Here is a 25,230-nt window from a genome sequence, read left to right on the forward strand (position 1 = left end):
CATGACCGCTCCGGAACGCCAGGCCACCTATCGTGAGGTCTTCGCGGAACCCGTCTTCCGCACCCTGTTCGTCGCCCGCACCCTCGCGATCAGCGCGAACTCGCTGCAGATCTTCGCGCTGTCGGTGCTGGTCTACGCGACCACCGGGTCGCCGCTGATGAGCGCCCTCGCGTTCGGGGCCGGTTTCCTGCCCCAGTTCGCCGGCGGTCTGCTGCTCGGCTCGCTGACCGACCGGCTGCGCTCCCGGCCGCTGATCGTCGCCGGGTACCTCGCCGAGGGCGCCCTTGCCGCCGTCCTCGGCCTGGCCGGCCTTCCCGTCGTGGTGAACCTGCTGCTGGTCGGGCTGGTCGCCTGTGTCACCCCGGTGTTCGCCGGCGCCGCCTCCAAGGTCATCGCGGATCGGCTGACCGGCGACGCGTACGTCCTCGGCCGTTCCCTGACCGGCATGTCGGGATCCGCTGCCCAGTTGCTCGGCCTGGCCGGCGGCGGCGTCGCGGTGGCCGCGCTCGGGGCCGAGGAGGCCCTGCTGTTCGCCGCGGCGTGCCATCTGGTTGCCGCCCTTCTGGTCAGATCCGGTCTGCCGGGCGAGCCCGCCCCGGCCTCGACCGGCCGTGGGGGAGCGGTGCGGGACAGCTGGGCGGGCGCGACCGCCCTGCTCGGCGACCCGGTCGTCCGCCGGCTGCTGATCGTCCAGTGGCTGCCGTCGGCGTTCGCCGCCGGGGCGGAGGCCCTGCTCGTCGCCTACAGCGCCCGGCGCGGGTTCCCGGCCGGCGCCGGCGCTCTCCTGATGGCGGCTTCGCCGGCGGGGATGCTGCTCGGCAACTTCGGCATCGGCCGCCTGGTGCGCCCCGTCGTACGGGAGCGTCTCAGCGCCCCTCTCGTCGTCCTGCTCGGCGCGCCGTTCGTGCTGCTCGCCGCCGACCTGCCGCTGCCGGTCACGGTCGCGCTGCTGGCGGTGGCCGGCTGCGGCTTCGCCTACTCCATCGGCATCCAGCGCGAGTTTCTCGAAGCCGCCCCCGAGGATCGTCGCGGCCAGCTGTTCGCGCTGCTCACCACCGGTTTGATGGCGCTGCAGGGCGTCGGTCCGCTGATCGTCGGCGCCGTCGCCGAGTTCACCTCACCGGCCACCGCGATCGCCTGCGCCGGCCTCGCCACGGTCCTGATCGCCCCGCTCGTCCACTTCCGCCGGCCCCCGGCTCCGGCAGCCACGCTCGGGGGACGGACGGCCGGATAATGGGTGGCGGGCGGCTGGTGGGCGGCCGCTAGGGTGAGTCCGGGCCGTGACTGGCGTTCGGGTGGGTCACCATCGGGGAGCGGCCTGCCGATCATGGCTGAGCCGCGCGCCTGGGCGATCCGACGAGTCCCTGGAGCCCGCTCATGGCCGTACGGAACATCGCCCCCCTGCCTGCCGTCAACGCCGGTTTCCTCGCTGTGCTGATCGGGTTCACGAGTTCGGCGGCGATCGTGTTCAGCGCCGCCCGGGCCGCCGGCGCCGACGACGCCGAGCTGGCGTCCTGGATGCTGGCGCTCTGCGTCGGGATGGGCGTCACCTGCATCGGCCTGTCCCTGCGATACCGGGCGCCGATCGTGACGGCCTGGTCGACGCCGGGCGCCGCGCTGCTGGCCACCGGGCTGAGCGGGCACACGATGCCGGAGGCGATCGGCGCGTTCGTGGTCTCCGCGGCGCTGATCACCGTGACCGGGGTGACCGGCTGGTTCGGCCGGGTGATGGACCGGGTGCCGACCGAGCTGGCCGCCGCGCTGCTCGCCGGGGTGCTGATCCGTTTCGGTATGAGCCTGTTCTCGTCCGCCAACACCGACGTCACGCTGATCCTGGCGATGTTCGGCACCTACCTGGTGTGCCGGCGGTTCCTGCCCCGGTACGCGGTGCTGGCCGCGCTGCTCGTCGGCGTCACGGTGGCCGCCGTGACCGGCACGTTCCGGCCGGGAGCCGTCCGGTTCTCTCTCGCCGAGCCGGTCTTCACCATGCCGTCGTTCTCCTGGCAGGCGGTGATCGGGGTGGCGGTGCCCCTGTTCGTGGTCACCATGGCGTCGCAGAACCTGCCGGGTGTGGCGGTGCTGCGCAACGACGGGTACGAGGTGCCGGTCTCCCCGCTGATCACCTGGACCGGCACGGTGAACCTGCTGCTGGCCCCGTTCGGCGCGTTCGGCCTCAACTTGGCCGCGATCACGGCGGCGATCTGCACCGGCCCGCAGGCGCTGCCCGACCCGCGCCGCCGCTATCTGGCCGCCGTGTGGGCGGGCGTCTTCTACCTGATCGTCGGCGTGCTCGGCGCCACGATCACCTCGCTGCTCGGCGCGCTGCCCGCCGTACTGGTGCTCGGGATCGCCGGGATCGGGCTGCTCGGCACCATCGGCAGCTCACTGAGCACGGCACTGCGCGGTGACCGCTGGCGGGAGGCGGCCGTGGTCACGTTGCTGGCCACCGCTTCGGGGATCGAGATGCTCGGCATCGGCTCGGCGTTCTGGGGGCTGATCGCGGGCGTGCTCACGGCGTGGGCGACGGGTGCGCTGCGCCGCCGGGCCGAGGTCGTGCAGGGCGAGACGCACGAGGCGGAGCGATCCTGAGCGACGGTGGCGGGCGTATCGGATCATAGTTTCCGCGAGCGCCGGACCGGGGATCAAGCGCGCGATGGTGACCAGTGGCTTGTGACGCGCGTCGCGGGGTGACGTGATCGACACCGGGTCTGGCATGGTCGGGACGTGACTCGCATTGACATACTAATCATACCCATAGAGTATGAATTACAGGATCCACAAGATCGACCGGGAGCGCCATGATCACATTCGAGGACGTCGTCAAGGTGTACCCCGGCGGCAGCACAGCGGTGGACCACCTCAGCCTGGAGTTGCCCACCGGCAGGATCACCACGCTGGTCGGGCCGTCCGGCTGCGGAAAGACCACGTCCCTGCGGATGATCAACCGGATGGTCACGCCGACCTCCGGGCGGATCCTGATCGACGGCGAGGACGTGGCGGGCAAGGACGAGGCGCTGCTGCGGCGCGGCATCGGCTACGTCATCCAGCATGCGGGCCTCTTCCCGCACCGGACAGTCCTGGACAACGTCGCCACCGTGCCGGTGCTGCTCGGCGAGACGCGCCGGGCCGCGCGCACCAAGGCGCTAGCGCTGCTGGAGCGGGTCGGGCTCGGCGAGGACTTCACAAAACGCTATCCGGCACAGCTCTCCGGTGGCCAGCAGCAGCGGGTCGGGGTGGCCCGGGCGCTGGCCGCCGATCCGCCGATCATGCTGATGGACGAGCCGTTCAGCGCGGTCGACCCGGTGGTCCGCGCGCAGTTGCACCAGGAGTTCCTGCGGCTGCAGCAGGATCTGGGCAAGACCATCGCGATGGTCACCCACGACATCGACGAGGCGATCAAGCTGGGCGATCACGTCGCGGTTCTCCGTGCGGGCGGTCACCTCGCCCAATTCGGTACGCCGCGCGAACTGCTCGCCGAGCCCGCCGACGATTTCGTCGCCGAGTTCGTGGGCCGCGACCGGGGCCTGCGCAGCCTGTCCTTCGACACCGCCTCGCAGCTGCCGGTGAAGCCGGTCGACGGCCTGTCGCTCGACGACTCCGGCCGGCCCCTGGGCTGGCCCGGCCCGGACGGGCTGCAGCCCACCGGCGGCGTGTTCACCAAGGAGGACTCGCTGCGCACCGTGACCGACCTGGTGATCAGCTCCCCGGTCGGGATCGCCGTGCGGGTCGGCCCGGACGGCGCCGCCGACGGCCTGGTCAGCCACCATGACCTGGCCGACTATCTGGCGAGCCGCCGCTCATGATCCAGTACCTGCAGAACAACTCCGAGATCGTCTGGCAGGCGCTCCAGGAGCACCTGTACCTGGCGTTGCTGCCGGTGCTGCTCGGGTTCGCGATCTCGCTGCCGCTGGGCTATCTGGCGGTCCGGTTCTCCTGGCTGTACCACCCACTGGTCAACACCTTCGGGGTGCTCTACTCGATCCCGTCGCTGGCGCTGTTCGTGTTCCTGCCGGTCCTGCTCGGCACCAAGGTCCTGTCGCCTGTCAACATCGTGGTCGCGCTCACCATCTACACGGTCGCGCTGCTGGCCCGTACCGTCGCCGACGGCCTGCGCTCGGTGGACCCGATCGTCATCCAGGCCGCCACCGCGATGGGTTACCGCCGGCTGCGCCGTCTCACCGCGGTCGAGCTGCCGATCGCGCTGCCGGTCATCCTGGCCGGGCTGCGGGTCGCCACCGTCTCCAACATCAGCCTGGTCAGCGTCGGCTCGCTGATCGGCATCGGCGGCCTGGGCCAGCTGTTCACCCGCGGCTTCCAGCTGTTCTACATCGAGCCGATCCTGGTCGGCATCATCCTGTCGGTGCTGCTGGCCGGCCTCGCCGACCTGATCATCGTGCTCGTGCAGCGGGCGATCACCCCGTGGACGCGTGCCGCATGAACCTCTCCTACCTCACCGACCCCGCCCACTGGGACCCCAGCACACCGGGCGGCATCCCGCAGCTGATCCTGTCCCACCTGGGGTACACCGCCCTCGCCCTGCTGCTCGGCGTGATCATCGCGCTGCCGGTCGGGCTCTACATCGGCCACACCGGCAAGGGGTCGTTCATCGCGATCAACGCGGGCAACGCCGGCCGGTCGCTGCCCACCCTCGGCCTGTTGATGCTGATGGTCACCCTGCTCGGGCTGGGCCTGCTGCCGGTGCTGATCGCCCTCACCGTGCTGGTCATCCCACCGATCCTGACCTCGGCGTACGCCGGGATGCGCACCCTGGACCACCGGGTCGTCGACGCCGCCCGGGGGATGGGCATGCGCTCCTGGCAGGTGCTCGCCCGCGTCGAGCTGCCGATGGCCCTGCCGGTGCTGATGAGCGGTTTCCGCAACGCCGCGCTGCAGGTCGTCGCCACCGCCACGGTGGCGGCCGCGGTCGGTCTCGGCGGGCTGGGCCGGCTGCTCATCGACGGCCTCGCCGTCAACGACTACTCCAGGGTTCTGGCCGGCGCCATCGTGGTCGCCGGTCTGGCCGTGCTCGTCGATCTGTTCCTGGCGCTCATCCAGCGCTGGATCGTCTCACCCGGATTGAAAGGCTCCTGATGAAACGGTTTTTGACCGCCCTGACCCTCCCCCTGGCCCTGACCCTGGGTCTCACCGCGTGCGGTACCGACAGTGATCCGCTCGCGCCCTCCGCCGGCGCCTCGGGTGCGGCGGGCGGCGCGGTCACCGTCGGCTCGGCGAACTTCCCGGAGAGCCAGCTGCTCGCCGAGATCTACTCGCAGGCCCTCGAGGCCAAGGGGGTCAAGGTCACCCGCAAGTTCAACATCGGCGCCCGTGAGGTCTACCTCAAGGCGCTGCAGGACGGCTCCATCTCGCTCCTTCCCGAGTACAACGGGGCGCTGCTGGCCTCGCTGTCGACCGGTGGGGTGCCGGAGGGCGTCTCCAGCCCCACCGACGTGCTCGCCGCCCTGAAGAAGGTGCTGCCGGCCGGCACCGAGGTCCTCGAGCAGTCGGCCGCCGAGGACAAGGACACCCTGACCGTCACCTCGGAGGTCGCCACCAAGAACAACCTCAAGAGCATCGAGGACCTGAAGGCGGTGGCCCCGACGCTGGTCGCCGGCGCCGGGCCCGAGTTCGCCGAGCGGCACCAGGGTCTCAAGGGCCTCGAGTCGGAGTACGGGGTGAAGTTCAAGGAGTTCAAGCCGCTGGACGCCGGTGGCCCGCTGACCGTCAACGCCCTCAAGGACGGTGACATCCAGGTCGCCAACATCTTCTCCACCGACTCGTCGATCGTGGCCAACAAGTTCGTCGTCCTGGAGGACCCGAAGAACCTGTTCCTGTCGCAGAACATCCTCCCGCTGATCCGCAGCGAGGCGAACAACGCGACCGTCACCGGCGCTCTCAACGGCGTCTCGGCGAAGCTGACCACCGAGAACCTGACCTCCTACCTGGCCCAGGTCCAGGTGGACAAGAAGGACATCACGGTGGTCGCCAAGGCGTTCCTCTCCGAGAACGGCCTGGCTTCGTAGTATTCGCGGCTTTTCGGAAGCGCCGTCCCGTTTCGGGGCGGCGCTTTCTCTGTTTCCGGCAGATGTCTTGACGGGCCTACTCGTTGATATCTATCTTTGCCGCAAAGATTTTCAGAAAGTTTCAGGCCTGTTGCTGCAAGGGCTTGCAAACCCGTTCCCTCCTGGAGGTTGATGTGGACAGTCCCCGCAGGCGACACCGCCTGACCCGCATCCTCGCCGCCACCACCCTCGTGCTCGGCCTCGGCGGCTTCGGTGTCGCCCAGATCGCCGGCAGCCCCGACGCCTTCGCCGCCCCGCCCGGGGAGAAGGACGTCACCGCTGTCATGTTCGAGTGGTCGTTCGCGTCGATCGCCCGTGAGTGCACCACCAAGCTGGGCCCGCTCGGTTACGGATACGTGCAGGTCTCACCGCCGCAGGAGCACATCCAGGGCAGTCAGTGGTGGACCTCGTACCAGCCCGTGTCGTACAAGATCGCCGGTCGCCTCGGCGATCGCACCGCCTTCGCCAACATGGTGAACACCTGCCACGCGGCCGGCGTCAAGGTCGTCGTGGACACCGTCATCAACCACATGTCCGCGGGCTCCGGCACCGGCACCGGCGGCACCTCGTACACCAAGTACAACTACCCCGGCCTCTACTCCGACGCCGACTTCCACGGCTGCCGCAGCGCCATCAACAACTACTCCAACCGCTCCAACGTCCAGGATTGTGAACTCGTCAACCTGTCGGACCTCAACACCGGCAGCGACTACGTCCGCGGCAAGATCGCGGGCTACATGAACGACCTGTCGTCGCTCGGTGTGGACGGCTTCCGCATCGACGCCGCCAAGCACATGTCGGCCGCCGACCTGGCCGGCATCAAGGCGAAACTGAACAACCCGGGCGCCTACTGGAAGCAGGAGGCCATCTACGGCGCCGGCGAGGCCGTCCAGCCGTCGGAGTACACCGGCTCCGGTGATGTGCAGGAATTCCGGTACGCCTTCGACCTCAAGCGGATCTTCCTCAACGAGAACCTCGCCTACCTGTCGAACTTCGGCGCCGCCTGGGGCTACCTGCCCAGCAACCAGGCCGCCGTCTTCGTCGACAACCACGACACCGAGCGCAACGACTCGACGCTCAACTACACCGACGGCTCCGCCTACACCCTTGCCCAGGTGTTCGCGCTGGCCTGGCCGTTCGGGGCGCCCGACGTCAACTCCGGTTACGAGTTCAGCAACCACGACGCCGGCCCGCCCAACGGCGGCACCGTCAACGCCTGCTACACCGACGGCTGGAAGTGCCAGCACGCGTGGCGCCAGATCGGCAACATGGTCGGGTTCCGCAACACCGTCCGCGGCACCGCCGTCACCAACTGGTGGAGCAACGGCGGCGACCAGATCGCCTTCGGCCGCGGCGACAAGGGCTACGTCGCGATCAACCACGAGGGCAGCTCGCTGACCCGCACCTTCCAGACCTCCCTGCCGGCCGGCACCTACTGCGACGTGCAGCACGGCGACCCGACCAGCGGCGGCGGCTGCACCGGCACCACCTACACGGTCAACGCGTCCGGCCAGTTCAGCGCCACCATCGCCCCCGGCGAGGCGGTCGCCCTCTACGTCGGCGCCAGCGGCCCCACCCCGTCGCCGTCGGTGTCCTCGCCGTCCCCGACCCCGTCGGGCACCGCCACGGCCGGCGCCGGATTCAACGTCACCGCCACCACCTCGTACGGCCAGAACATCTTCGTCGTCGGCAACCAGGCCGCTCTCGGCAACTGGGCTCCGGCCGGCGCGATCCCGCTGTCGGCTGCCGCCTACCCGGTGTGGAAGGGGACGGTCTCCCTGCCGGCGGGCACGACGTTCCAGTACAAGTACCTCCGCAAGAACACCGACGGCAGCGTCACCTGGGAGTCCGGCAGCAACCGGACCGCCACCGTTCCGTCCAGCGGCCAGGTCACTCTCAACGACACCTGGCGCTGATCACCGCACCGCATCCCGGTCCGGCCGCCCGCACGGGTGGCCGGACCTCATGCGTCGGGGCGGCCGCCGGTCAGGTGGATGTGGTCGAGGCCGGGGCCGAACGCGGCGATGTGATCGGGGGTGCCGTGGTGCGGCTGCGACGGGGTGAACCGGCCGTCGCGGACCGCCGTGTCGTAGGCGCCGCCGAAGACGTATTCGGCGAGGGCGCCGCTGACCCCGTGCTCCGCGGCCCAGGCCAGTCCGGCCTCGGGAGTCTCGAAGACCGCAGCCGGGAACCGGGAGCCCACCCCGTTGAAGATCCAGACCGTGGGCCAGGCCCGATCGGACATCCGGGCCGGCTTGCGCCGCAGCCCCTCCGGGGTGAACCAGAATTGATCCCGGCTGTGCCGGGTCGCGAGAACCACCGGCTCCGGAAGGACACCCCGAAGAGCTTCCCCGGGGGCAGTGTCGGCCACGGCGTTCCACAGATGCACGCAGATCAGCGCGTCGGCGGGGTCCGCGGTGGCATAGGCGACCGTCCTGGACCACAGGTCGCTGGAGCCGCCGCCGCGCAGGGACGGCGCGCCGAACTCACCGGTCAGCGCGGACCAGGTCCGGTCCTCTGCCACCCATTCCGGGAGGACGGTGCTGAGCCGCTGATACTCGGCCTTCGACAGAACCCGGTCCAGATCCAGCCAGCCGAGGCGATGCGCGATCTCGGCGTAGGCGGAAGCCGCGGCGTCCCGCACCATGTCGGCGGGGAGAATCCCGGAGTAGACGCCCTTCACACCGGTCGCGGTGAACAGCCCGCTGTTGCGCAGCGTCTCGTACTCCGCCCGCCACCGCTCCACACCGTCGTCGACCGCGGCCATCGCTTCGAGGAGGAGGAACTCGGCCGACTCGTCACGGCTGTACATGCCGGGCCGCCGCAGTGCCCGGTTCAGCTGCTCCCGATGGTGCCGGTACGCCGCGTCCTGACTCATCACAACGATTATGTCAGCGTGCCGCGGCCGCTTCGAACAGGTCGACGAGGCGGTGCCGCAAGCCGGTGGTGGCGGCCCAGTCGCTGTCCGGGACGCTCCACCGCAGCTGGTGGGAGCAGCGCCCACCCGTCATGATCAGCACCCGGCGGTCGTGCATCAGGGGCCTGCCACCGGGACGCCAGGTGTACTCCCAGTCGGCGCCACCGTGTTCCACCGACAACGTGGTCATGCCGATCCGCTGGTATCCGGGCAGGTTCTCGCTCTTCTCCCGGCTCCGCCAGTAGCCGAGTGGACCGTCCGGGGCGGTGGTGGCGACGTTGACGGTGAAGGCGCGCCGCCCACCCGGATCGCTGAAGCACACGTCGTCGTCCCGCGCGGAGCGTCGCCAGCCGGCCGGTAGCGCGACGGTGAAGCCGGCCGGGTCCCGGGCCCACAACCAGCCCTCGGGCAGACCGGGCGGGAACGTGCCGGTGGCCGCGGCGACCGGCTCCACCGGGCCTCCGAGACGGCACGCGTCGACGACCTGCTGTGACATCAGCGCCGACACGGGGCCGGCCGGTGGCGGGGCCCGGCGGGCGCCGGCCGCGCCCAGGGCCGTGCCGGTGCCGATCGCCAGCAGGGCGGCGGCGCCCGCGACGACCACCCGCGTCCGGAGCCGGGAACGGCGGGCCGGCGGCGGGGGATCGGTCACCGCCCGCAACCGGCCTTCGGTCTCGTCCGCCGAGGGGCGCCGCGCCGGGTCCTTGCCGAGCAGATCGAGCAGCAGCGGCGTCAACGGTCCGGCCAGCACCGGCTCGTCGGGTGGGTCGGCGAGCAGTGCCCGCAACGCCGCCGCGCCGTTGCCGCGGGTGAACGGCGGCCGGTCCTCGACGGCGAAGTACAGCGTCGCTCCGAACGACCACAGGTCACCGGCCACCCCGGCCTCCCGGTCCGGCAGCCGTTGGGGCTGCTCCAGCAACCGCTCGGGTGCGATGTAGCTGGGCGACCCGAGCCGCGGATCCGGCCCGTCGCCGCCGATCGCCGCCAGCCCGAAGTCGCCGAGCACCACCCGGCCGTCCGCCGCGAGCAGCACGTTGTCCGGTTTGACATCGCGGTGCAGCACCCCGGCCCGATGCGCCGCCCGCAGCGCCGCCAGAATCCGCAGGCCGATCCGGGCCGCCTCGGCCGGCGGCAGCGGCCCGTCCTCACGCACGGCCTGGTGCAGCGATCGCGACGCCACGTACTCCATCACGATCCACGACCGGTCCCGGGCGGTGATCACGTCGTACACCTTCACCACGCCGGGATGGTCGAGGCGGGCCGCCGCCCGTGCCTCCCGCACCGCTGTCTCGGCCAGCCGCGGGCCGCCCGCCGGCGCCAATTCCTTGATCGCGACCGTACGCTGCAACAACGTGTCCTCGGCACGCCAGACCCGGCCCATCCCACCCGAGCCGATCAACTCCCGGAGCCGATAGCGCCCGTCCAGGTCCTCGGCCATCTCCTCACCCCGTTCATCGCGGAATCCGCAAAGGGTTCGGAGTCCCGGGGTACGGCGGATGGGTGCCGGGGTCAGGTGATTTCCACCAGCGCGTCCAGTGGCTGAGTAGGGGTGGCCGAGCCGCCCGCCGGTTCCACCGTGATGCCGACCGCCGCCATCGCCGGCAGGCCCTCGACGACCTGCACCGCCGCGGACTGACCCTGGTCCAGGGCGCCCTCCGAGACCGGGCCACCGGTCCGCACGGTCCACATCTGATAGACCCGCCCCGCGTCCGGCGGGCCGTCCGCCGCCAGCATGATCACTCCGGCGTTCTGCAGACGGGAACTCGCCACCGTCACATGGCCCCCGCTGGTCAGCGGTTCCTGCCGGGTCACCACGTCGGGTGAGCCCAGGACCGACCGGACCCTGGCCTCCGCGGCCCGCGCGGCCTCGGCGAGCTGTCGCGCGTCCCGTACCCGCTGGTCCTGCACCTCGTAGACGGCCGCCGCCGCGCCCATCGCTGTCACGACCGCCGCAGCCGCCGCGATCAGGCGGAGGCTGCGCCCGGTCCGGGCCCGTTCCGGCGCGGCGGGACGCCGGGAGACCTGCGGCGGCAACTGGCGGACGTCGGCGATCACGGTGAGGACGTTGTCGCGCAGCCGCGGTGGGGGCACCGACCACGACGCGTCCGCAAGCCGGGCCGTCACCTCGAACAACTCGTCGGCTTCCGTCCGGCAGGCCGCACAGTCGAGGAGGTGGCGGTCGAAGGCCGCCCGCTCCAGATCGTCGAGGGCGTCCAGCACATACGCCCCGATCAAGGAATGCACGTCAGCGCTCACGCCACGCCTCCCGTGGCCGCCCCCGAGCCACGCCGTCCCGATCGGTGCCCGCTGTCTCGCGTCATGCCGGCACCCCCTCCTCGGTCGACAGGCAATCCCGTAAGCGGACCAGACCGTCCCGCATCCGGCTCTTCACCGTCGGTAACGGAACGTGCAGTAATTCTGACACCTGTGGATACGAATGGCCCTGATAGAACGCCAGGGTCACCGCCTGCCGCTGCAATTCCGTCAGCACGTCCAGGCAGTGCCGCACCTGCTGCCGCTCCAGCCGGACCGCCACCGTGTCGGCCACCTCGTCGTACGGCGTGTCCACGGACGCCGCGCCCACCCGGACCGCCCGGTCCGACGCCGCCTGCTCCGAACGGACCCGGTCGACCGCCCGCCGGTGCGCAATCATGAGGATCCATGCCGTCGCTGACCCGCGTGCCGGATCGAATCGCGCCGCCGACCGCCACACCTCGACCAGCACCTCCTGCGCGACCTCCTCGGCCTGCGCCGGATCCCGCAACACCCGCCGGATCAGCCCGTAGACCCGCGGTGACACCAGGTCGTACAGCTGGCCGAACGCTTTCTCGTCCCCACGGGCCACCGCCGTCATCAGCGCGTTCGCGTCCGGAACCCTCTCCGGGGACGGCACCGGAGTCAGATGCTCCGGCCGGTCCCCGATGCCGCGCTCTCCCATGGCACTCCGTCTCTCGAAAGCACACGATGCGGCCCAGGCGCCCGGGCCCCCTCGCGAGCACAAGCGCGCCGTCTCAGGAGATTCGGAGCCGCGGTGCCCGCGGATGGGACGCGCGCGGCCGGTGATTTCGCACCGGTCAAACCACGATTCGGTACGGCTGCCGAAACCCTGGAACGTGGCTACCACGCCGGCCCGGTGCGGGTCCAGGCGCGCCTCGCCCGGACTCCTCCTCGTTTCGCTCTCGCGGCCCGTCAGCGCTGATCGACGAGCTGGCCGTCGCGCGCTGTCCTGTCCTTCGTCAGTGCCATGGCCAGTGGCGCTTCCGGGAAGGTGCCGATCGCGGCGAGCGCGGCCTGCATCTGCGGGCCGCTCGCCCAGTGCCAGGTGTCGGTGTACGTCTCGTCGTCGAACCGGATCAGCACCGTCGCCGTGAGCCCGGGATGGGCCCCCCGGACCGTGCCGATCAGCGAGGCCCGCCGGGCCAGGAACTCCTCGAGATCGGCGGGCTCGACCGTGTAGGTGTGGGTACGGACCGTCGTCATCGTCGTCACCACGATCCGGGGGCCTGGCGAATCGGGGCGTTCAGGCGGTTGAACAGATTCGTCACCGCCATCCACAGCAGCAACGAGGCCAGCTGCTCTTCGGTGAAGTGGTCCGCCGCCGCGTCCCATACGTCGTCCGGCACGGCGTCGGCGCTGTCGGAGAGCCGGGTGACCGCTTCGGCCAGCGCGAACGCCGCCCGCTCCTCCTCGGAGTAGTACGGCGTCTCCCGCCACGCGGTGACCAGCCCGATCCGCTCGTCGCTCACGCCGAGTTTGCGCAGGCTCTTGAGCCCGCCGTCGACGCAGAAGCCGCACCCGTTGATCTGGCTGACCCGCAGATGCACCAGATCCATCAGCTCCTGCGGCAGTCCTTGCGAGTGGGCGGCCTTGATCAGTTCCTGAATGGGGGCCATCGCCGCGGGCACCAGAACCGCCGGATTCTTCATACGCTGCGCCATCGTCTTCCACTCCTCGTGTAGGTCCTTCTGTCCTGCCCACGAGGTTGCCGAACCCGGTTGATACATCCGCGATGCGTTCACGATGCATCGCCTCCCCGGCCGCATCGGGGCGCCGGCGGTCCTGGTGAATGCGCTGTGGAGTTGTCAAGGAACAAAAGGACCGGGCGGCTGTCTCAGCTGACGAGCAGGCGCAGTGAATCCGAGAGGAGCCGGTGGAGGGCGGCTTCGGTCGCCGTATCGGCGGGCAGGTGGACGATCAGCCGTTGATCGTCGTCATCGGGCAGCTCGAGCACCTCGAAGGCGAGGCGCAGCGGGCCGGCCACCGGGTGAGCGATCGGGAACACCCCGCTGTAACGCGGCAGGCCCGGAACGGTCTCGACCCGGCGGGTGAAGGCGTCACCGGCGGTCACGGTGAGCTCGTCGGCCAGGGCGGCGATATGCGGATCCGCGCGGAACGGACCCTGTTTGAGCGCGGCGACCTCGTCGTCGGCGATCCGCTCCCACTCGGGGAAGGCGTCGCGCGCACGCTTGTCGGCGAGGACGAAACGGGGCAGGTTGGGCTGGGCTGCCTCCAGCAGACCGAACGGTCCCATCAGCCGCTCATAGCCGGAGGTGTGGGCCAGAATGTCACCGAGCCGGTTGAGCAGCACGGCGGAGGACGGCTCGAGACGGTCGACGAGGGCGCGCACGGTCGGGCGCACCGTGCGGGCCGGACGGGTGCGGCCGAGACAGTTGTAACCCGGGTCGGCAGCCTTGGTCAGGCGGAGCAGATAAGCGCGCTCGCCGGCGGACAACCGCAACGCTCCGGCGAGCGCGGACAGCACCTGCGGGGAGGGCCGGCGGTCACGGCCCTGCTCGAGCCGGATCACATATTCCACGCTGACGCCGGCGAGAGCGGCGACCTCGGAACGACGCAGCCCTGGGGCGCGGCGGCGTGGGCCGGCAGGCAGCCCGACCTGAGCCGGGGTGATCGCCGCCCGGCGGGTCCGCAGGAATAGTCCGAGTTCGTTGTCGCTCACCATCCGACCGTAACGCCGCCGGAGACCGCGAAGGTGTCCCTGCTGCTACCACCATCAGCACGGCCTCCACAAAGGCCGGTGAGCGGAGCACTCTCGAAGCGTGAACGAGAGAATCGTCTTCGGTTTCGGAGCACACAGTGACATCGACGACGGGCCGGAGCTGCTGCGCATGACGCAACAGGCCGACCGCGACGGTCTGGACATCTTCTCGCTGTCCGACCATCCCTACCTCGGCGGGCGCCTCGACGCGTATGCGGCCATCGGATTCGTCCTCGGCCGCACGAGTCGCCTCGCGGCGTTCGCCAACGTCACCAACCTGCCCACCCGGCCTGCCCCGGTGCTGGCGCGCACCGTGACGTCGCTGGCGGCGCTGTCCGAGGGCCGCGTGGTGCTCGGCATGGGCGCGGGCGGCCTGTGGGACCGCATCGCCGACATGGGCGTCGAGCCACTCGGCCCTCGCGAGGCCGTCGACGCCTTCGAGGAGGCGATCGTCCTGGTGCGCAAGCTGTCGGGCGGCGGCCCGCCCGTCACCCACCGGGGCCGGCACTATCGGGTCGAGCGGATCGATCCGGCTCCCGTGCCCGCTCCTCCGGTGTGGACCGGGTCGGTGGGCCCGCGGTCGCTCGCCGCGACCGGGAGGGTGGCCGACGGCTGGATCCCCGGGCATGCGGCCGACTGGCGCAGCGAGCGATATCGCACCTCGCGCCCGGTCATCGACGAGGCGGCGGCAACCGTCGGCCGGGCGCCGGGACAGGTCAGGACCATCTTCAACCTTCCGGGCCGCATCACCGACCGCCCGCTGCCCGCCACGCGCGACAGCGACGGCCGGTGGCTCGGCGGTTCGGCCGGCCAGTGGGCCGAGGAACTCACCGAGGCCGTCCTCGATTTCGGCGCCTCCGGATTCATCCTGTTCTCCCCGAGTGGCGGAGCACCCGATCCGGTGTCGCTGGGCCGCTGGGCCACGGAGATCGTCCCCGCCGTCCGCGAGGCGATAGATTCCCATCGTGGCGTTCCGGTTCCGGCTCCTGGGCCCGGTTCGGGTCGTCGATGACGGCCGGCCGCTGCCCGGCATCGCCCCGCGACACCGGGCGGTCCTGGCTTACCTGCTGCTCCATTCCGGCCGGGTGATCAGCATGGAGAAGCTGATCGACGCGATGTGGGGATATGACCGGCCGGAGACGGCCCGCTCGCAGATCCACGCCGCGATCACCGCCCTGCGCCGGGCGCTGCGCGGCGCGGGCAAGGGCGCGCGCACGGCCGGCGACGAGGCAGCCCGCGAGATCCTGCAGACACGCCCGGGCGGTTACGTGCTGCTTCCCGGCGACGGGCAGCTCGACGTGCACGAGTTCGACGAGCTGGTGTCGGGCGGCCGCTTCCGGGAAGCCCTCGGCCTGTGGGACGGCGAGGCCCTGGCCGACATCCACGCGAGCTACGTGCCGAGCGCCCGCGCCCTGCTCACCGACCGGCGGCTGACCGCGATCGAGCGGCTCATGGAGACGTCGCTGGAGGCCGGCGAGCACACCCGGATCGTCGACGAGCTCGCCGGGCTGGTGGCCGCCAACCCGTTGCGGGAGCGGCTGGCCGGACAGCTGATGCTGGCGCTGCACCGGGCCGGGCGGCAGGCGGACGCGCTGGCGGTGGCCCGGTCCTATCGCACGGCCCTGGCCGAGGAGCAGGGGCTGGACCCGGGACACGACTTCACCGAGCGGGAGAGGACGGTGCTCGCCGGGACCCCGGCGGCCGAGAGCAGGAATCATCTGCCCTACGACATCGCCGACTTCACGGGCCGTGACGCCGAGCTCGACGAGATCCTGTCCGGGGCGGCCCGAGCCATCGTGACCGTCGACGGGATGGCGGGCATCGGCAAGACCACGCTCGCGGTCCGGGCCGCCCACCGCGTCGCCGATCGGTTCCCCGACGGGCAGCTCTTCCTCGACATGCGGGCGAACACCCCCGGCCAGGAGCCGCTGCCGGCCTCCGCGGCGCTGGAGCTCCTGCTGCGGCAACTGGGGCTCACCGGCACTCCTCGCGGGGAAGCCGAGCGCAGCGCGATGTGGCGCACCGAGCTGCGGCGGCGCCGGGTGCTCGTGCTTCTCGACAACGTGGCCGACGAGGCGCACGTGCGGCCGTTGCTGCCCGGCGTCTCCGAGAGCCTGATGCTGATCACCAGCCGGCGCCGGCTGGTGAACATCGACGCCGCCCGCGCCCTGTCCGTGGAGGTGCTGCCGCCCGGGGACGCGATCGCCCTGTTCACCGGCATCGTGGGGGAGCGGGCCGGGGCGGAGCCCGATGCCGTCCGGGAGGTCCTCGGCCTGTGCGGCAACCTGCCGCTGGCCATCCGGATCGCCGCGGCCCGGCTGCAGCACCGCCCCCGGTGGACCGTCGCCTATCTGGCCGGGCGGCTGCGTCTCGCCGAGCTGGCCACGCCCGAGCGCAGCGTCGCGGCCGCCTTCACCGTCTCCTACGAGCAGCTGGACGAAGCCGAGCAGCGGATGTTCCGGCTGCTGGGCGTGGCGCCCGGCCGCGACATCGAGCCGCATGCCGCCGCCGCGCTCGCCGGCATCCCGGTCCCGGACGCCGAGGACCTGCTGGAGGCGCTGCTCGACGCGCACATGCTGGTGCAACGGGAGCAGGGCCGCTACACGATGCACGACCTCCTGCGGGAGCACGCCCGCTCGCTGGGCGCGGAGGACGATGCGCTGATGCGGCTGCTCGTCCACTACCTGCACCGGTCCCGGGCGGCGGTGCGGCAGCTCTACCCCGGCAACGTCGGCGACCGGCCCGGGCTCCCGCCGGTGCTCACCCCGGTGGAGCCGGTCGACGGGCCCGGCGAGGCGATCCGATGGCTCGACGCGGAACGCGGCAACATCATCACCACGGTCACCTACGGCCCGCAGGTCTGCGTCGGTCATCTCGCTCACGCGCTCCGGCCCTACCTGGACCGGCAGGCCCACCACGACGACGCCGTCATCCTGCATTTCACGGCACTGGAGCGCAGCCGCCGCAACGGTGACGCCGACGTGCAGGGCCGGGCGCTGGCCGACCTGGCGTGGACGTACTGGCGGCGCGGCGAATACGAGCGAGCCTCGGACTGGGCGGGACAGGCGCTCGACATCGCCACCGATGAGTTCCCCCGGGCCCTGGCCCTGCATGCGCTCGGTAACGTGGCCGGCCGCCGGCGCGAGACCGGGCGGGCCGAGCGCTGCCTGAAAGAGGCACTCGACCTGGCCCGGATCGCCGGTGACCGGGCGCGTGAGGCGTTCGTCCTCGGCGACCTCGGCATGGTCCTCGACCAGTTGGGCCGGCACGACGAGGCGAGACGCCACCTCGATCTGGCCCTCGCGATGCATCGCAAGGACGGCAACCCGCTCGGCGAGGCAGGGGTTCTGCACCAGATCGGCGTCGTCCTGTGCCATCAGGGACAGCCCGCCGACGCGATCGTCCGGCACCGCCAGGCCGGCGACCTCTACCGGGCGATGGGCAATCGCAGTGACGAGCCGTCCGCGGCCAACGGGATCGGTGAGGCGCACCTGAGCGCGGGGCAACCGGACCTGGCCGTCACCGAGCATGAACGGGCGGCGGAGCTGGCAGCGCGCGTGCACAACCAACCCGAGGTGGCGCGGGCGCATCACGGACTGGCCGCGGCTTTCCTCCACCGGCGCGACCATCGATCGGCGGCCGTGCACGCCCACACGGCGGCGCTGGTCTACCGGGAACTCGCAGTCCCCGACGCCGATGACGCCGAGATTCTGGAACTGCTGGCCAGGGCGTCGCGGTCCGGGGACGACGAGCCGATCCGGGGCGCTACCGAGGGCGAGATCACCGAACTCGCGGCCCGCTTCCCGATGCCGTTGCCCCGGCTCTATCTGGCCTGGCTGCGGATATGCAACGGCTCGGCGGTCGATCCCGGCGGGCTGTTCGGCACCGAGCAGGCGGGACGGACACTCGACCGCTTCCCGCAGTGGCCCGCACGCGGGCGGGTCCCGGTCGCGGGAGACGGGACCGGCAACTACTACGTCCTCGACGCGGCGACAGGCGCCGTGTATTTCCTCGACACCACGGAGGGCGATGGCTACACCTACATCGCGGGCAGCGACGTGATGCGTTTCGTACGGTTCCTGCTCGAGGGTGAGCGGGGCTGGCCGTTCCAGCAGGAGTACGTCACCGGCCGCGACCCGGCCATCCTCGACACCGGCGACCGCAGCCTGCTGCCATGGCGCACCTGACCCGGCCGGCTGTACACCTGGCGGGAAACGGCCGGGGTCAGGTGGTGGGGACGGTGTGGAGCAGGTTCAGCAGCAGGGCCAGCGGCGGCCAGCCGGTCCGGCCGGCGCGGACCACCGTGAAGGTCCGCAGGATCGGGCACGGGTTCCGCAGCGGGAGCAGGCGGACGCCGGGGTGGGTCGGCTGGTCGGCGGGCAGCAGGCCGATGCCGAGGCCGGCGACGACCAGGTCCTGGAGCAGGGCCAGGCTGTCGGCACGGTGGGTGATCAGTGGCTCGAAGCCGGCCATCGAGGCGATCGTCCGGATCACCTGCTCGTCGGCGGCGCCCCGGGAGTTGACGATCCAGTCGTGATCGCGAAAGCGGGCGAGGACGGCAGGTGCGGGAAGCTCCGGATCCGAGGGGGCGCCGGCATGGTGGTCGGCGGAGAAGGGCTCGGTGGCGGGGACGCCGAGGGCCCACTCGGTGGACCAGAGCGGTTGCGACACCACGGAACGATCCGGTGTGGCGGGGGCGAGGTTGTAGTCGTAGGTCAGGGCCAGGTCCACGTCGTCGGTGGCGATCAGGGCCATGGCCTCGGCCGGTTCGTGTTCGTGGATACGGACGCGGACCTTCGGGTGATCGACGGCCAGGCGGGACAGGACCGGCATGAGGGAGAGGCGGATGGCGGTGGCGAAACCGGCGACACGCAGGGTTCCAGCGGGCTCCGCGGACGGGTCCAGGTCGAGACGGGCCGCTTCCAGGGCGGCCAGGATCGTCACGGCGTGCTCGGCCAGCCGCCGGCCGGCCGGGGTGAGCCGGACCCGCCGGCCCTCCGGCTCGATCAGCGCTGTTCCGGCCTCCCGGGCCAGCGCGGCGATCTGCTGGGACACCGCCGACGTGGTGGTGTGCGTCTCGTCCGCGACGGCACGCATCGATCCCAGTCGAGACAGCATGAGGAGAGTTTCCAGGCGGCGTACGTCCACGGGCTCATTGTTAAGCACCGGCGAACGACATGTCCACGATTGTTACGTGGACGCGAGCGGTTGCGACGGCTTCTACTGGCGGCATGACGCTCACCGCCGTACCCCGCCGTCTGAACTCCCCGGGTGGGACCGCCCGCAGCGGAGCCGCCCTCGCGGTCGCCGCGATGGCCTGCGTGCAGGTCGGGCTCGCGGTCTCGGTCGGGCTCGTCGAACACATCGGCGCGACCGGCGCCGCCTGGATCCGGCTGGCGTGGGCGGGGATCATCCTGCTCATCGTGGTACGGCCACGCCGCTCCGACTTCCGCGCGGGAGGTCTCCTGCCGGCGGTGGCGCTCGGGGTGGTCACCGGCACGATGACCATGCTCTTCATGTCGGCTGTCGCGCGGCTGCCGCTGGGGACCGCGAGTGCTCTGGAGTTCCTCGGGCCGCTCGCCGTGGCGGTCGTCCGCGGTCGCACCCTGCGCTGGCCGTTGATCGCCGCCGCCGGTGTGCTGCTGCTGACCGCGCCGTGGCACGGCGGGGCGGATCCGGTGGGCGTGGCGTACGCGCTCGGCGCCGCGGTGTGCTGGGCGGCCTACATCCTGCTCACCCAGCATGTCGGCGACGAGAGCAGCGGCATCCGTGGACTGGCCGTCTCGATGCCGGTCGCGGGACTGGTGGCGACCTTTGCCGTCGCCGTCGTGCCCGGCATGCCGGTCTTCGCCCGGCTCACCCCGGAGATCCTGGTGGCAGGGCTGTTCCTGGCGGTGCTGCTGCCGGTGATTCCGTTCGTCCTCGAGTTCCTCGCGCTGCGCCGGCTGACGACCGCCGCCTTCGGCACGCTGATGAGTCTCGAACCCGCGATCGCCGTGCTCGTCGGCCTCGTCATGCTGCACCAGATCCCGGATCTGGTGGCGGTCGCCGGGATCGCTCTGGTCGTCGCTGCCGGCATCGGTGCTGAGCGGTCCGGTTCCCGCCCGCGAGCCTGAGCACCCGGAGTTGGGTTGCACGAGCGCCCGTGAGCTGAGCATCCGGGGTTGGGTTGCACGAGCGCCCGTGAGCCTGAGGGTCCGGAGCCTGGGCGGCGTGAGAGGGCGCGAGCTTTGAGCGTCCGGAGCCCAGGTGGCGTGAGCAGGGGGCGAGTCTGAGCGTTCGGAGCCGGACGGCGCGAGGGAGGCTTGAGCGTTCGGAGCCGGGCGGCGTGAGTGGGGGTGAGAGTGAGCGTCGGGAAGGGTTGTCAGGTGTGATTCGGCGGTGAATGGGCAGGTCGGGAAGTATGGCGGTGATTTTGATGACGGGCGCCTCCGGGCGGATCGGGCGGATGCTGCGCAAACGTCTCGAGCATCACGAGCTGCGTCTCACCGATCTGCACGGCGATGACGGGGTGGCGGCACTGGACGTCACCGACGGGCCGGCGGTCGAGCGGGCCGCCCGTGGGGCCGACGCGATCCTGCATCTCGGCGGGATAGCCGGGGAGGCGGCGTTCGAGGAGTTGCTGGCGGTCAACGTACGCGGCACCGAGCGGGTTCTCGAAGCGGCGTACCGCGCAGGGGTTCCGCGAGTGATCATCGCTTCCAGTAATCACGCCGCCGGCCTGCAGTCGCGGAATCTGGCCGGGCCGGGCGGTCTGCCCGATGACGTCGCGGCGCGGCCGGACACCTACTACGGCTGGAGCAAGGCGGCCGTCGAGTCGCTGGGACGGCTCTACCACGACCGGTACGGCCTGCACGTGATCTGTCTTCGGATCGGCAAGTGCGCCGAGCAGCCGGCGACGCCCCGCGACCTGTCGACGTGGCTGTCGCCGGACGACGCGGCACGGCTGGTGGAGGCGTCACTGACGGCGACCGGCTGGCGGCTGGTGTGGGGTGTCTCCGCCAACACTCGCCGCTGGTGGTCGGCGGCGGGTGGCCGGGAGATCGGTTATCACCCGCTCGACGACGCCGAGCCGTGGGCGGCCGAGGTGGGCGAACCTGACCCGGCCGGCCTGGACAATCGCCTGGTAGGCGGGAGGATGACCGGGACCCATCTCGGTTCGCGATGAATCAGGGGCGCAGGCCGGCGGGCGGGGCTGCTTGAGCCGAGGTGCGGGCTGGCGAGCCAGAGCCGCATGAATCGGGGTGCAGGCCGGCGAGCCGGGGTTGCCCGACTCGGGGTGCAGGTCAGGGAGGCGGAGCTGTAGGAATCGGGGTGCGGGTTGGGGGGAAGCGGCAGTAGCCGGGTGAGAGCCGCACACCGTACCGCCGCGCAGGCGATTTCGCCGATCCATGAGGGTCGATGGTCCGGCATCGTCGGAAGCCCGTCCCCCACGGGAAGACGACGAGAAGGGAGCAATCCCATGCGGAACCGAATCCTCATGACGGCGCTGGTCGCCGCCCTGGTGGCGATCGGTGTGCAACCCGGCGCCGCGCAGGCGGCGCCCGGCGGCTCCGGGCCGTACCCCGCCGACTACGAGACCACGATCCGCCTCTACAACCACACGATCTACCGCCCCTCCATCCTCCCTGCCGGGCTCGCCCTGCCGATCGTGGTCTGGGGCAACGGCGCCTGCCGCGCCGACGGCACCTGGTTCGAGAACATCCTCAAGGAGTTCGCCTCGCACGGGTTCCTGGTCGTCGCGAACGGCAGGCCCGGCGGCACCGGCAGCACCGACGCCGGCATGCTGACCGACGCCATCGACTGGGCGGTCGCGGAGAACTCCCGGGCCGGCAGCAAGTACCGCGGGCGCATCGACACCGGCAAGGTCGCCGTGATGGGCCAGTCGTGCGGCGGCCTGGAAGCCCTGGAAGCGAGTGCGGACGCCCGCGTCGACACCACCGTGTTCTGGAACAGCGGGCTGCTCACCGACCGGGAGAACGTCCGGCTCGCGCGGCTGCACGCCCCGGTCGCCTACATCACCGGCGGGCCGGACGACATCGCGTACCCGAACGCGGTCGACGACTACGGGCGCCTGCCCGCCGGCCTGCCGGCCTACCTCGCCCACCTGCCGGTCGGTCATTACGGCACGTTCGCGCAGGTCAACGGGGGCGAGTACGGCCGTGTCGGCGCCGCCTGGCTGAAGTGGCAGCTCAAGGGTGACCCGACTGCCCGGTCGGTGATCCTGGGCCTGGGCTCGACCGGGCAGTGGACCGTCACCAGCAAGAACCTGACGTAGTCACCAGTTGTGCATGGAGCCGTCCGTCAGGCGGTTCACGGGCAGGGAGGCGGCGCGGTACGGGTACCGCGCCGCCAGTTCCTCGTCGATGTCCACCCCGAGCCCCGGCTCCTCCGACGGGTGCAGATACCCGTCGGCGAAGGTGTACCCGTGCGGGAACACCGCATCGGTGGCCTCGGTGTGGCGCATGTACTCCTGCAGCCCGAAGTTCGGGATCGCCAGATCGACGTGCAGCGCCGCCGCCATGCAGACGGGGGAGAGGTCGGTCGCGCCGTGCGAGCCGCTGCGCACGTGGTAGAGACTGGCCAGGTCGAAGATCCGCCGCAGGTGGGTGATGCCGCCGGCGTGCACGACGGTCGTCCTGATGTAGTCGATGAGCTGCTCGGTGATCAGCTGCTGGCAGTCCCAGACCGAGCTGAACACCTCACCGACCGCGATCGGCGTCGTCGTGTGCTGCCGGATCAGCCGGAAACCCTCCTGCAGTTCGGCCGGCACCGGGTCCTCGATCCAGGTCAGGTGGTACGGCTCCAGGCTCTTGCCGAGCCGCCCCGCCTCGATCGGGGTGAGCCGGTGGTGCACGTCGTGCAGCAGTTTCAGGGTCGGCCCGAACTCCTCCCGGACCCGCGCGAACACCCGCGGCACGTGGTCGAGGTAGTGGGCGGTGGACCAGACGTTCTCGGTCGGGATCGCCGCGTCGGCCGGCTCGTAGAACAACTTGTCCTTGCTGACGCCGTACGTGCTCTCCAGCCCCGGAATGCCGGTCTGCACGCGAACCGCCTGGTACCCCAGTTCCACGTACGCCGCGATCTCGGTCAGAACGGCGTCGATGTCAGGCGCGTTGGCGTGGCCGTAAACGGTCACGCCGTCCCGGGACCGCCCGCCGAGCAGCTGATACACCGGCAGCCCCGCCACCTTGCCCTTGATGTCCCACAGCGCGGTGTCCACCGCCGCGATCGCCGTCATCGTCACCGGCCCGCGCCGCCAGTACGCCCCCCGGTACAGGTACTGCCAGGTGTCCTCGATCCGGGACGCGTCCCGCCCGATCAGCGCGGGCACCACATGATCGGTCAGGTAGGAGGCGACGGCGAGCTCCCGCCCGTTGAGCGTGGCGTCCCCGATCCCGCTGACCCCGTCCTCAGTGACGATCTTGAGGGTGACGAAGTTGCGGTCGGGGCACGTGACGATCACCCGGGCATCGACGATTCTCATGCTGTCATCTTTGTCGGGGCGCGGCCCAACCATCCAGGGGGTCCCGGGCGTTGGAGTGATGTGGATATCGAGTTCGCTGCCTTCGTCGAGGCCCGCCAGCATCGGCTGCTGCGGTCGGCGTACCTGGTCTGCGGCGACCATCACCTCGCCGAGGACCTGTTGCAGGGCGCGCTGGTCAAACTCGCCCTCCGGTGGGACCGGGTCCGCGAGGGCGACCCGGAGGCGTTCCTGCGCACCGTCGTGTACCGGGACGCGATCTCATGGTGGCGCCGGTTCCGCCGGGAGGACCTGCGGGACGCGCCCCCGGAACGCCCGGGCGGCGCCGACGACGTGCCGAACCGCCTGGTGTTCGAGGCGGCGCTGCGGCGGCTGCCACCCCGGCAGCGGGCGGTGCTGGTGCTGCGCTACTTCGACGACCTCACCGAGGCGCGCACCGCGGAGATCCTCGGCGTCACCGTCGGGACGGTGAAGAGCCAGGCCAGCGCGGGCCTGCGGAAGCTACGGGAACTCGCCCCGGAACTCGGCGAGATGGCGGGAAAGGGCTGACGATGGGAACCAACCGGCTCACCGAGCTCCTCGAGCAGACCTCGGCGGACGTCACCCCGCCGCAGTTCGCCGCGTCGGCCTGGGCGAAAGCGGGCAGGGTACGCCGTCGCCGGCGGATCACGGCCGCCGCGGCCGCCGTGCTGGTGGCAGCGATCACCCCGGTGGTGATCCTCCAGCAGCGCCCGGAACGGACCATCCCGGTCGTCACGCCGTCGATCTCCACGGGCCCCGTCCACCCGCTGCCGGGCCGGCTCGCCCGGCAGACCGTCGCCGGGCTGCCCGGGACCTGGGACATCCCGGCCGGCGCGCCGGTGCTCTCGGCGAACCCGGTGACCGAGGCGGTCGCGGTCGCCCAGGAGAAGAACTACGACGGGGAGATGCGGCCGCTGCACGTGCTCGACACGGCGGGACGGTGGATCCGGGTCGATGTCGGCGACCTGGTCCGTACCCATGACGGAGGGGGGAACGCGGCGGACCCGCTGCGCGCCGCCTCCCTCTCCCCGGACCGGCGCCGCGTCGCCCTTCCGCAGCCACAGGCCCTCGTCGTGATCGACCTGACCACGGCGAAGGCGGTCCGGATCCCCGTTCCCGGCCTGAACGAGCAGGTCATGTGGTGGGGCGACGGCACCGTGCTGGTGGGTGCGGGCGGTCCCGGGGTGGTCCGGGTCGACTGGCGGAGCGCTGCCGTCACGCCGGAGCCGGCCGGCGTCTCGGCCTGGAACGGCCTGGGCACCGACGTCCCCGCCGGTGAGCTGCCGGAACTGACCGGCGAGCGCACAGTGCGGGTCTGGCGGGCGGGTGCGGCGACGGCGCTGCGAGAGGTTCCGCTGGCGGAGAGCGGTCTGCCGCCGGGTTTCCGGCTCAACGAGTGGTACGGCGCCGCGGCGCCCGACGGGACCGGCCGTGTCGCGGCGTTCGGCTGGGGCAACCGGCCGCTGGACGGCCCGAACGGCGGCAGCATGGAGGGCGCCGAGATGCTGGCGGTGGTGGACACCCGGGACGGCTCGGTGGACCGGATCCTCGACCTCGGCGACACCACCCGTACCCGGAGCAAGGCCTGCTGCGCGGTCCTCGACTGGATCGACGAGCGGACCGTCCTCGCCCGGACCGACCTGGAGGGCCTGATCAGCTGGAACATCGAGACCGGCGAGGTCGTCCTGATCACCGCCGGCCCGATCGACGCGACCCTCTCCGTGCGGGTGCGGTGACGCGGGCCGGCGCCGCG

23 protein-coding genes and 1 riboswitch are annotated in these 25,230 nt (G+C 71.4%); of the genes, 14 read left to right on the plus strand and 9 right to left on the minus strand.

Annotated elements, in window-relative coordinates; genetic code table 11:
• Position 1 precedes the first annotated feature (1 nt).
• The 7 genes from ACZ3II_RS10815 (at position 2) to ACZ3II_RS10845 (ending at position 7,975) form a co-directional block, all read left to right on the plus strand.
• On the plus strand, positions 2–1,234 hold the full coding sequence (locus ACZ3II_RS10815) for an MFS transporter (RefSeq protein WP_465517403.1): 1,233 nt from the start codon (positions 2–4) through the stop codon (positions 1,232–1,234).
• Positions 1,235–1,270: 36 nt separating this feature from the next.
• Positions 1,271–1,357: riboswitch (ZMP/ZTP riboswitch) on the plus strand.
• A 20-nt stretch (positions 1,358–1,377) separates the two neighbouring features.
• On the plus strand, positions 1,378–2,589 hold the full coding sequence (locus ACZ3II_RS10820; RefSeq protein ID WP_465517404.1) for a benzoate/H(+) symporter BenE family transporter: 1,212 nt from the start codon (positions 1,378–1,380) through the stop codon (positions 2,587–2,589).
• A 209-nt stretch (positions 2,590–2,798) separates the two neighbouring features.
• On the plus strand, positions 2,799–3,803 hold the full coding sequence (locus ACZ3II_RS10825; RefSeq protein ID WP_465517405.1) for an ABC transporter ATP-binding protein: 1,005 nt from the start codon (positions 2,799–2,801) through the stop codon (positions 3,801–3,803).
• Positions 3,800–4,438, plus strand: coding sequence for an ABC transporter permease (locus ACZ3II_RS10830; protein ID WP_465517406.1), 639 nt, complete (start codon positions 3,800–3,802; stop codon positions 4,436–4,438). Before ACZ3II_RS10825 ends, ACZ3II_RS10830 begins: the two co-directional genes overlap by 4 nt.
• The gene (locus tag ACZ3II_RS10835) at positions 4,435–5,091 is read left to right on the plus strand and encodes an ABC transporter permease (protein ID WP_465517407.1); all 657 of its coding nucleotides are present in this window, start codon (positions 4,435–4,437) and stop codon (positions 5,089–5,091) included. The genes ACZ3II_RS10830 and ACZ3II_RS10835 overlap by 4 nt, the downstream gene beginning before the upstream one ends.
• A complete protein-coding gene (locus tag ACZ3II_RS10840; protein ID WP_465517408.1) occupies positions 5,091–6,020 on the plus strand; it encodes an ABC transporter substrate-binding protein in 930 nt (309 codons plus the stop codon). The genes ACZ3II_RS10835 and ACZ3II_RS10840 overlap by 1 nt, the downstream gene beginning before the upstream one ends.
• Positions 6,021–6,193: 173 nt before the next feature.
• Positions 6,194–7,975: a carbohydrate-binding module family 20 domain-containing protein gene (locus tag ACZ3II_RS10845; RefSeq protein WP_465517409.1), complete on the plus strand. Its 1,782-nt coding sequence runs from the start codon at positions 6,194–6,196 to the stop codon at positions 7,973–7,975.
• A 47-nt stretch (positions 7,976–8,022) separates the two neighbouring features.
• Here ACZ3II_RS10845 and ACZ3II_RS10850 read toward each other — a convergent pair whose 3' ends face one another.
• The 7 genes from ACZ3II_RS10850 to ACZ3II_RS10880 form a co-directional block, all read right to left on the minus strand.
• Positions 8,023–8,937 (minus strand): DUF7710 domain-containing protein, encoded by a 915-nt coding sequence (locus ACZ3II_RS10850; protein WP_465517410.1) that lies wholly within the window; start codon positions 8,935–8,937, stop codon positions 8,023–8,025.
• Positions 8,938–8,950: 13 nt separating this feature from the next.
• Positions 8,951–10,414, minus strand: coding sequence for a serine/threonine-protein kinase (locus tag ACZ3II_RS10855; protein ID WP_465517411.1), 1,464 nt, complete (start codon positions 10,412–10,414; stop codon positions 8,951–8,953).
• A gap of 71 nt (positions 10,415–10,485) precedes the next feature.
• A complete protein-coding gene (locus ACZ3II_RS10860; protein WP_465517412.1) occupies positions 10,486–11,232 on the minus strand; it encodes an anti-sigma factor in 747 nt (248 codons plus the stop codon).
• A gap of 61 nt (positions 11,233–11,293) precedes the next feature.
• Positions 11,294–11,914, minus strand: a complete 621-nt coding sequence (locus tag ACZ3II_RS10865; protein WP_465517413.1) for a sigma-70 family RNA polymerase sigma factor — start codon at positions 11,912–11,914, stop codon at positions 11,294–11,296.
• Between the two features lie 251 nt (positions 11,915–12,165).
• The gene (locus ACZ3II_RS10870) at positions 12,166–12,456 is read right to left on the minus strand and encodes a hypothetical protein (protein WP_465517414.1); all 291 of its coding nucleotides are present in this window, start codon (positions 12,454–12,456) and stop codon (positions 12,166–12,168) included.
• A 5-nt stretch (positions 12,457–12,461) separates the two neighbouring features.
• On the minus strand, positions 12,462–12,914 hold the full coding sequence (locus tag ACZ3II_RS10875; RefSeq protein WP_465517415.1) for a carboxymuconolactone decarboxylase family protein: 453 nt from the start codon (positions 12,912–12,914) through the stop codon (positions 12,462–12,464).
• 173 nt (positions 12,915–13,087) lie between these two features.
• Positions 13,088–13,936 (minus strand): helix-turn-helix domain-containing protein, encoded by an 849-nt coding sequence (locus ACZ3II_RS10880; protein ID WP_465517416.1) that lies wholly within the window; start codon positions 13,934–13,936, stop codon positions 13,088–13,090.
• A gap of 97 nt (positions 13,937–14,033) precedes the next feature.
• Between ACZ3II_RS10880 and ACZ3II_RS10885 the strand changes: the two genes are divergently transcribed.
• Both ACZ3II_RS10885 and ACZ3II_RS10890 read left to right on the plus strand, forming a co-directional pair.
• Complete coding sequence (locus tag ACZ3II_RS10885; protein WP_465517417.1) at positions 14,034–14,984, plus strand: LLM class flavin-dependent oxidoreductase; 951 nt, start codon at positions 14,034–14,036, stop codon at positions 14,982–14,984.
• A complete protein-coding gene (locus ACZ3II_RS10890) occupies positions 14,938–18,159 on the plus strand; it encodes an AfsR/SARP family transcriptional regulator (RefSeq protein WP_465517418.1) in 3,222 nt (1,073 codons plus the stop codon). Before ACZ3II_RS10885 ends, ACZ3II_RS10890 begins: the two co-directional genes overlap by 47 nt.
• Positions 18,160–18,196: 37 nt before the next feature.
• Here ACZ3II_RS10890 and ACZ3II_RS10895 read toward each other — a convergent pair whose 3' ends face one another.
• Positions 18,197–19,138 (minus strand): LysR family transcriptional regulator, encoded by a 942-nt coding sequence (locus tag ACZ3II_RS10895; protein WP_465517419.1) that lies wholly within the window; start codon positions 19,136–19,138, stop codon positions 18,197–18,199.
• Between the two features lie 65 nt (positions 19,139–19,203).
• Here ACZ3II_RS10895 and ACZ3II_RS10900 point away from each other — a divergent pair, with 65 nt between their 5' ends.
• The 3 genes from ACZ3II_RS10900 (at position 19,204) to ACZ3II_RS10910 (ending at position 22,250) form a co-directional block, all read left to right on the plus strand.
• A complete protein-coding gene (locus ACZ3II_RS10900) occupies positions 19,204–20,088 on the plus strand; it encodes an EamA family transporter (RefSeq protein ID WP_465517420.1) in 885 nt (294 codons plus the stop codon).
• Positions 20,089–20,390: 302 nt separating this feature from the next.
• On the plus strand, positions 20,391–21,140 hold the full coding sequence (locus ACZ3II_RS10905) for an NAD-dependent epimerase/dehydratase family protein (protein ID WP_465517421.1): 750 nt from the start codon (positions 20,391–20,393) through the stop codon (positions 21,138–21,140).
• Between the two features lie 294 nt (positions 21,141–21,434).
• Entirely contained in the window at positions 21,435–22,250 is an 816-nt protein-coding gene (locus tag ACZ3II_RS10910; protein WP_465517422.1) for a poly(ethylene terephthalate) hydrolase family protein, read from the plus strand.
• On the opposite strand, the gene manD is transcribed toward ACZ3II_RS10910, so the two are convergent.
• The gene (gene manD, locus ACZ3II_RS10915) at positions 22,251–23,459 is read right to left on the minus strand and encodes a D-mannonate dehydratase ManD (RefSeq protein WP_465517423.1); all 1,209 of its coding nucleotides are present in this window, start codon (positions 23,457–23,459) and stop codon (positions 22,251–22,253) included.
• A 60-nt stretch (positions 23,460–23,519) separates the two neighbouring features.
• Here manD and ACZ3II_RS10920 point away from each other — a divergent pair, with 60 nt between their 5' ends.
• Positions 23,520–24,005, plus strand: a complete 486-nt coding sequence (locus ACZ3II_RS10920) for a SigE family RNA polymerase sigma factor (RefSeq protein ID WP_465517424.1) — start codon at positions 23,520–23,522, stop codon at positions 24,003–24,005.
• Positions 24,006–24,007: 2 nt separating this feature from the next.
• Positions 24,008–25,213: a hypothetical protein gene (locus tag ACZ3II_RS10925; protein WP_465517425.1), complete on the plus strand. Its 1,206-nt coding sequence runs from the start codon at positions 24,008–24,010 to the stop codon at positions 25,211–25,213.
• Positions 25,214–25,230 lie beyond the last annotated feature (17 nt).

The sequence above is a fragment of the Actinoplanes sp. NPDC019969 genome (genome assembly GCF_055562375.1).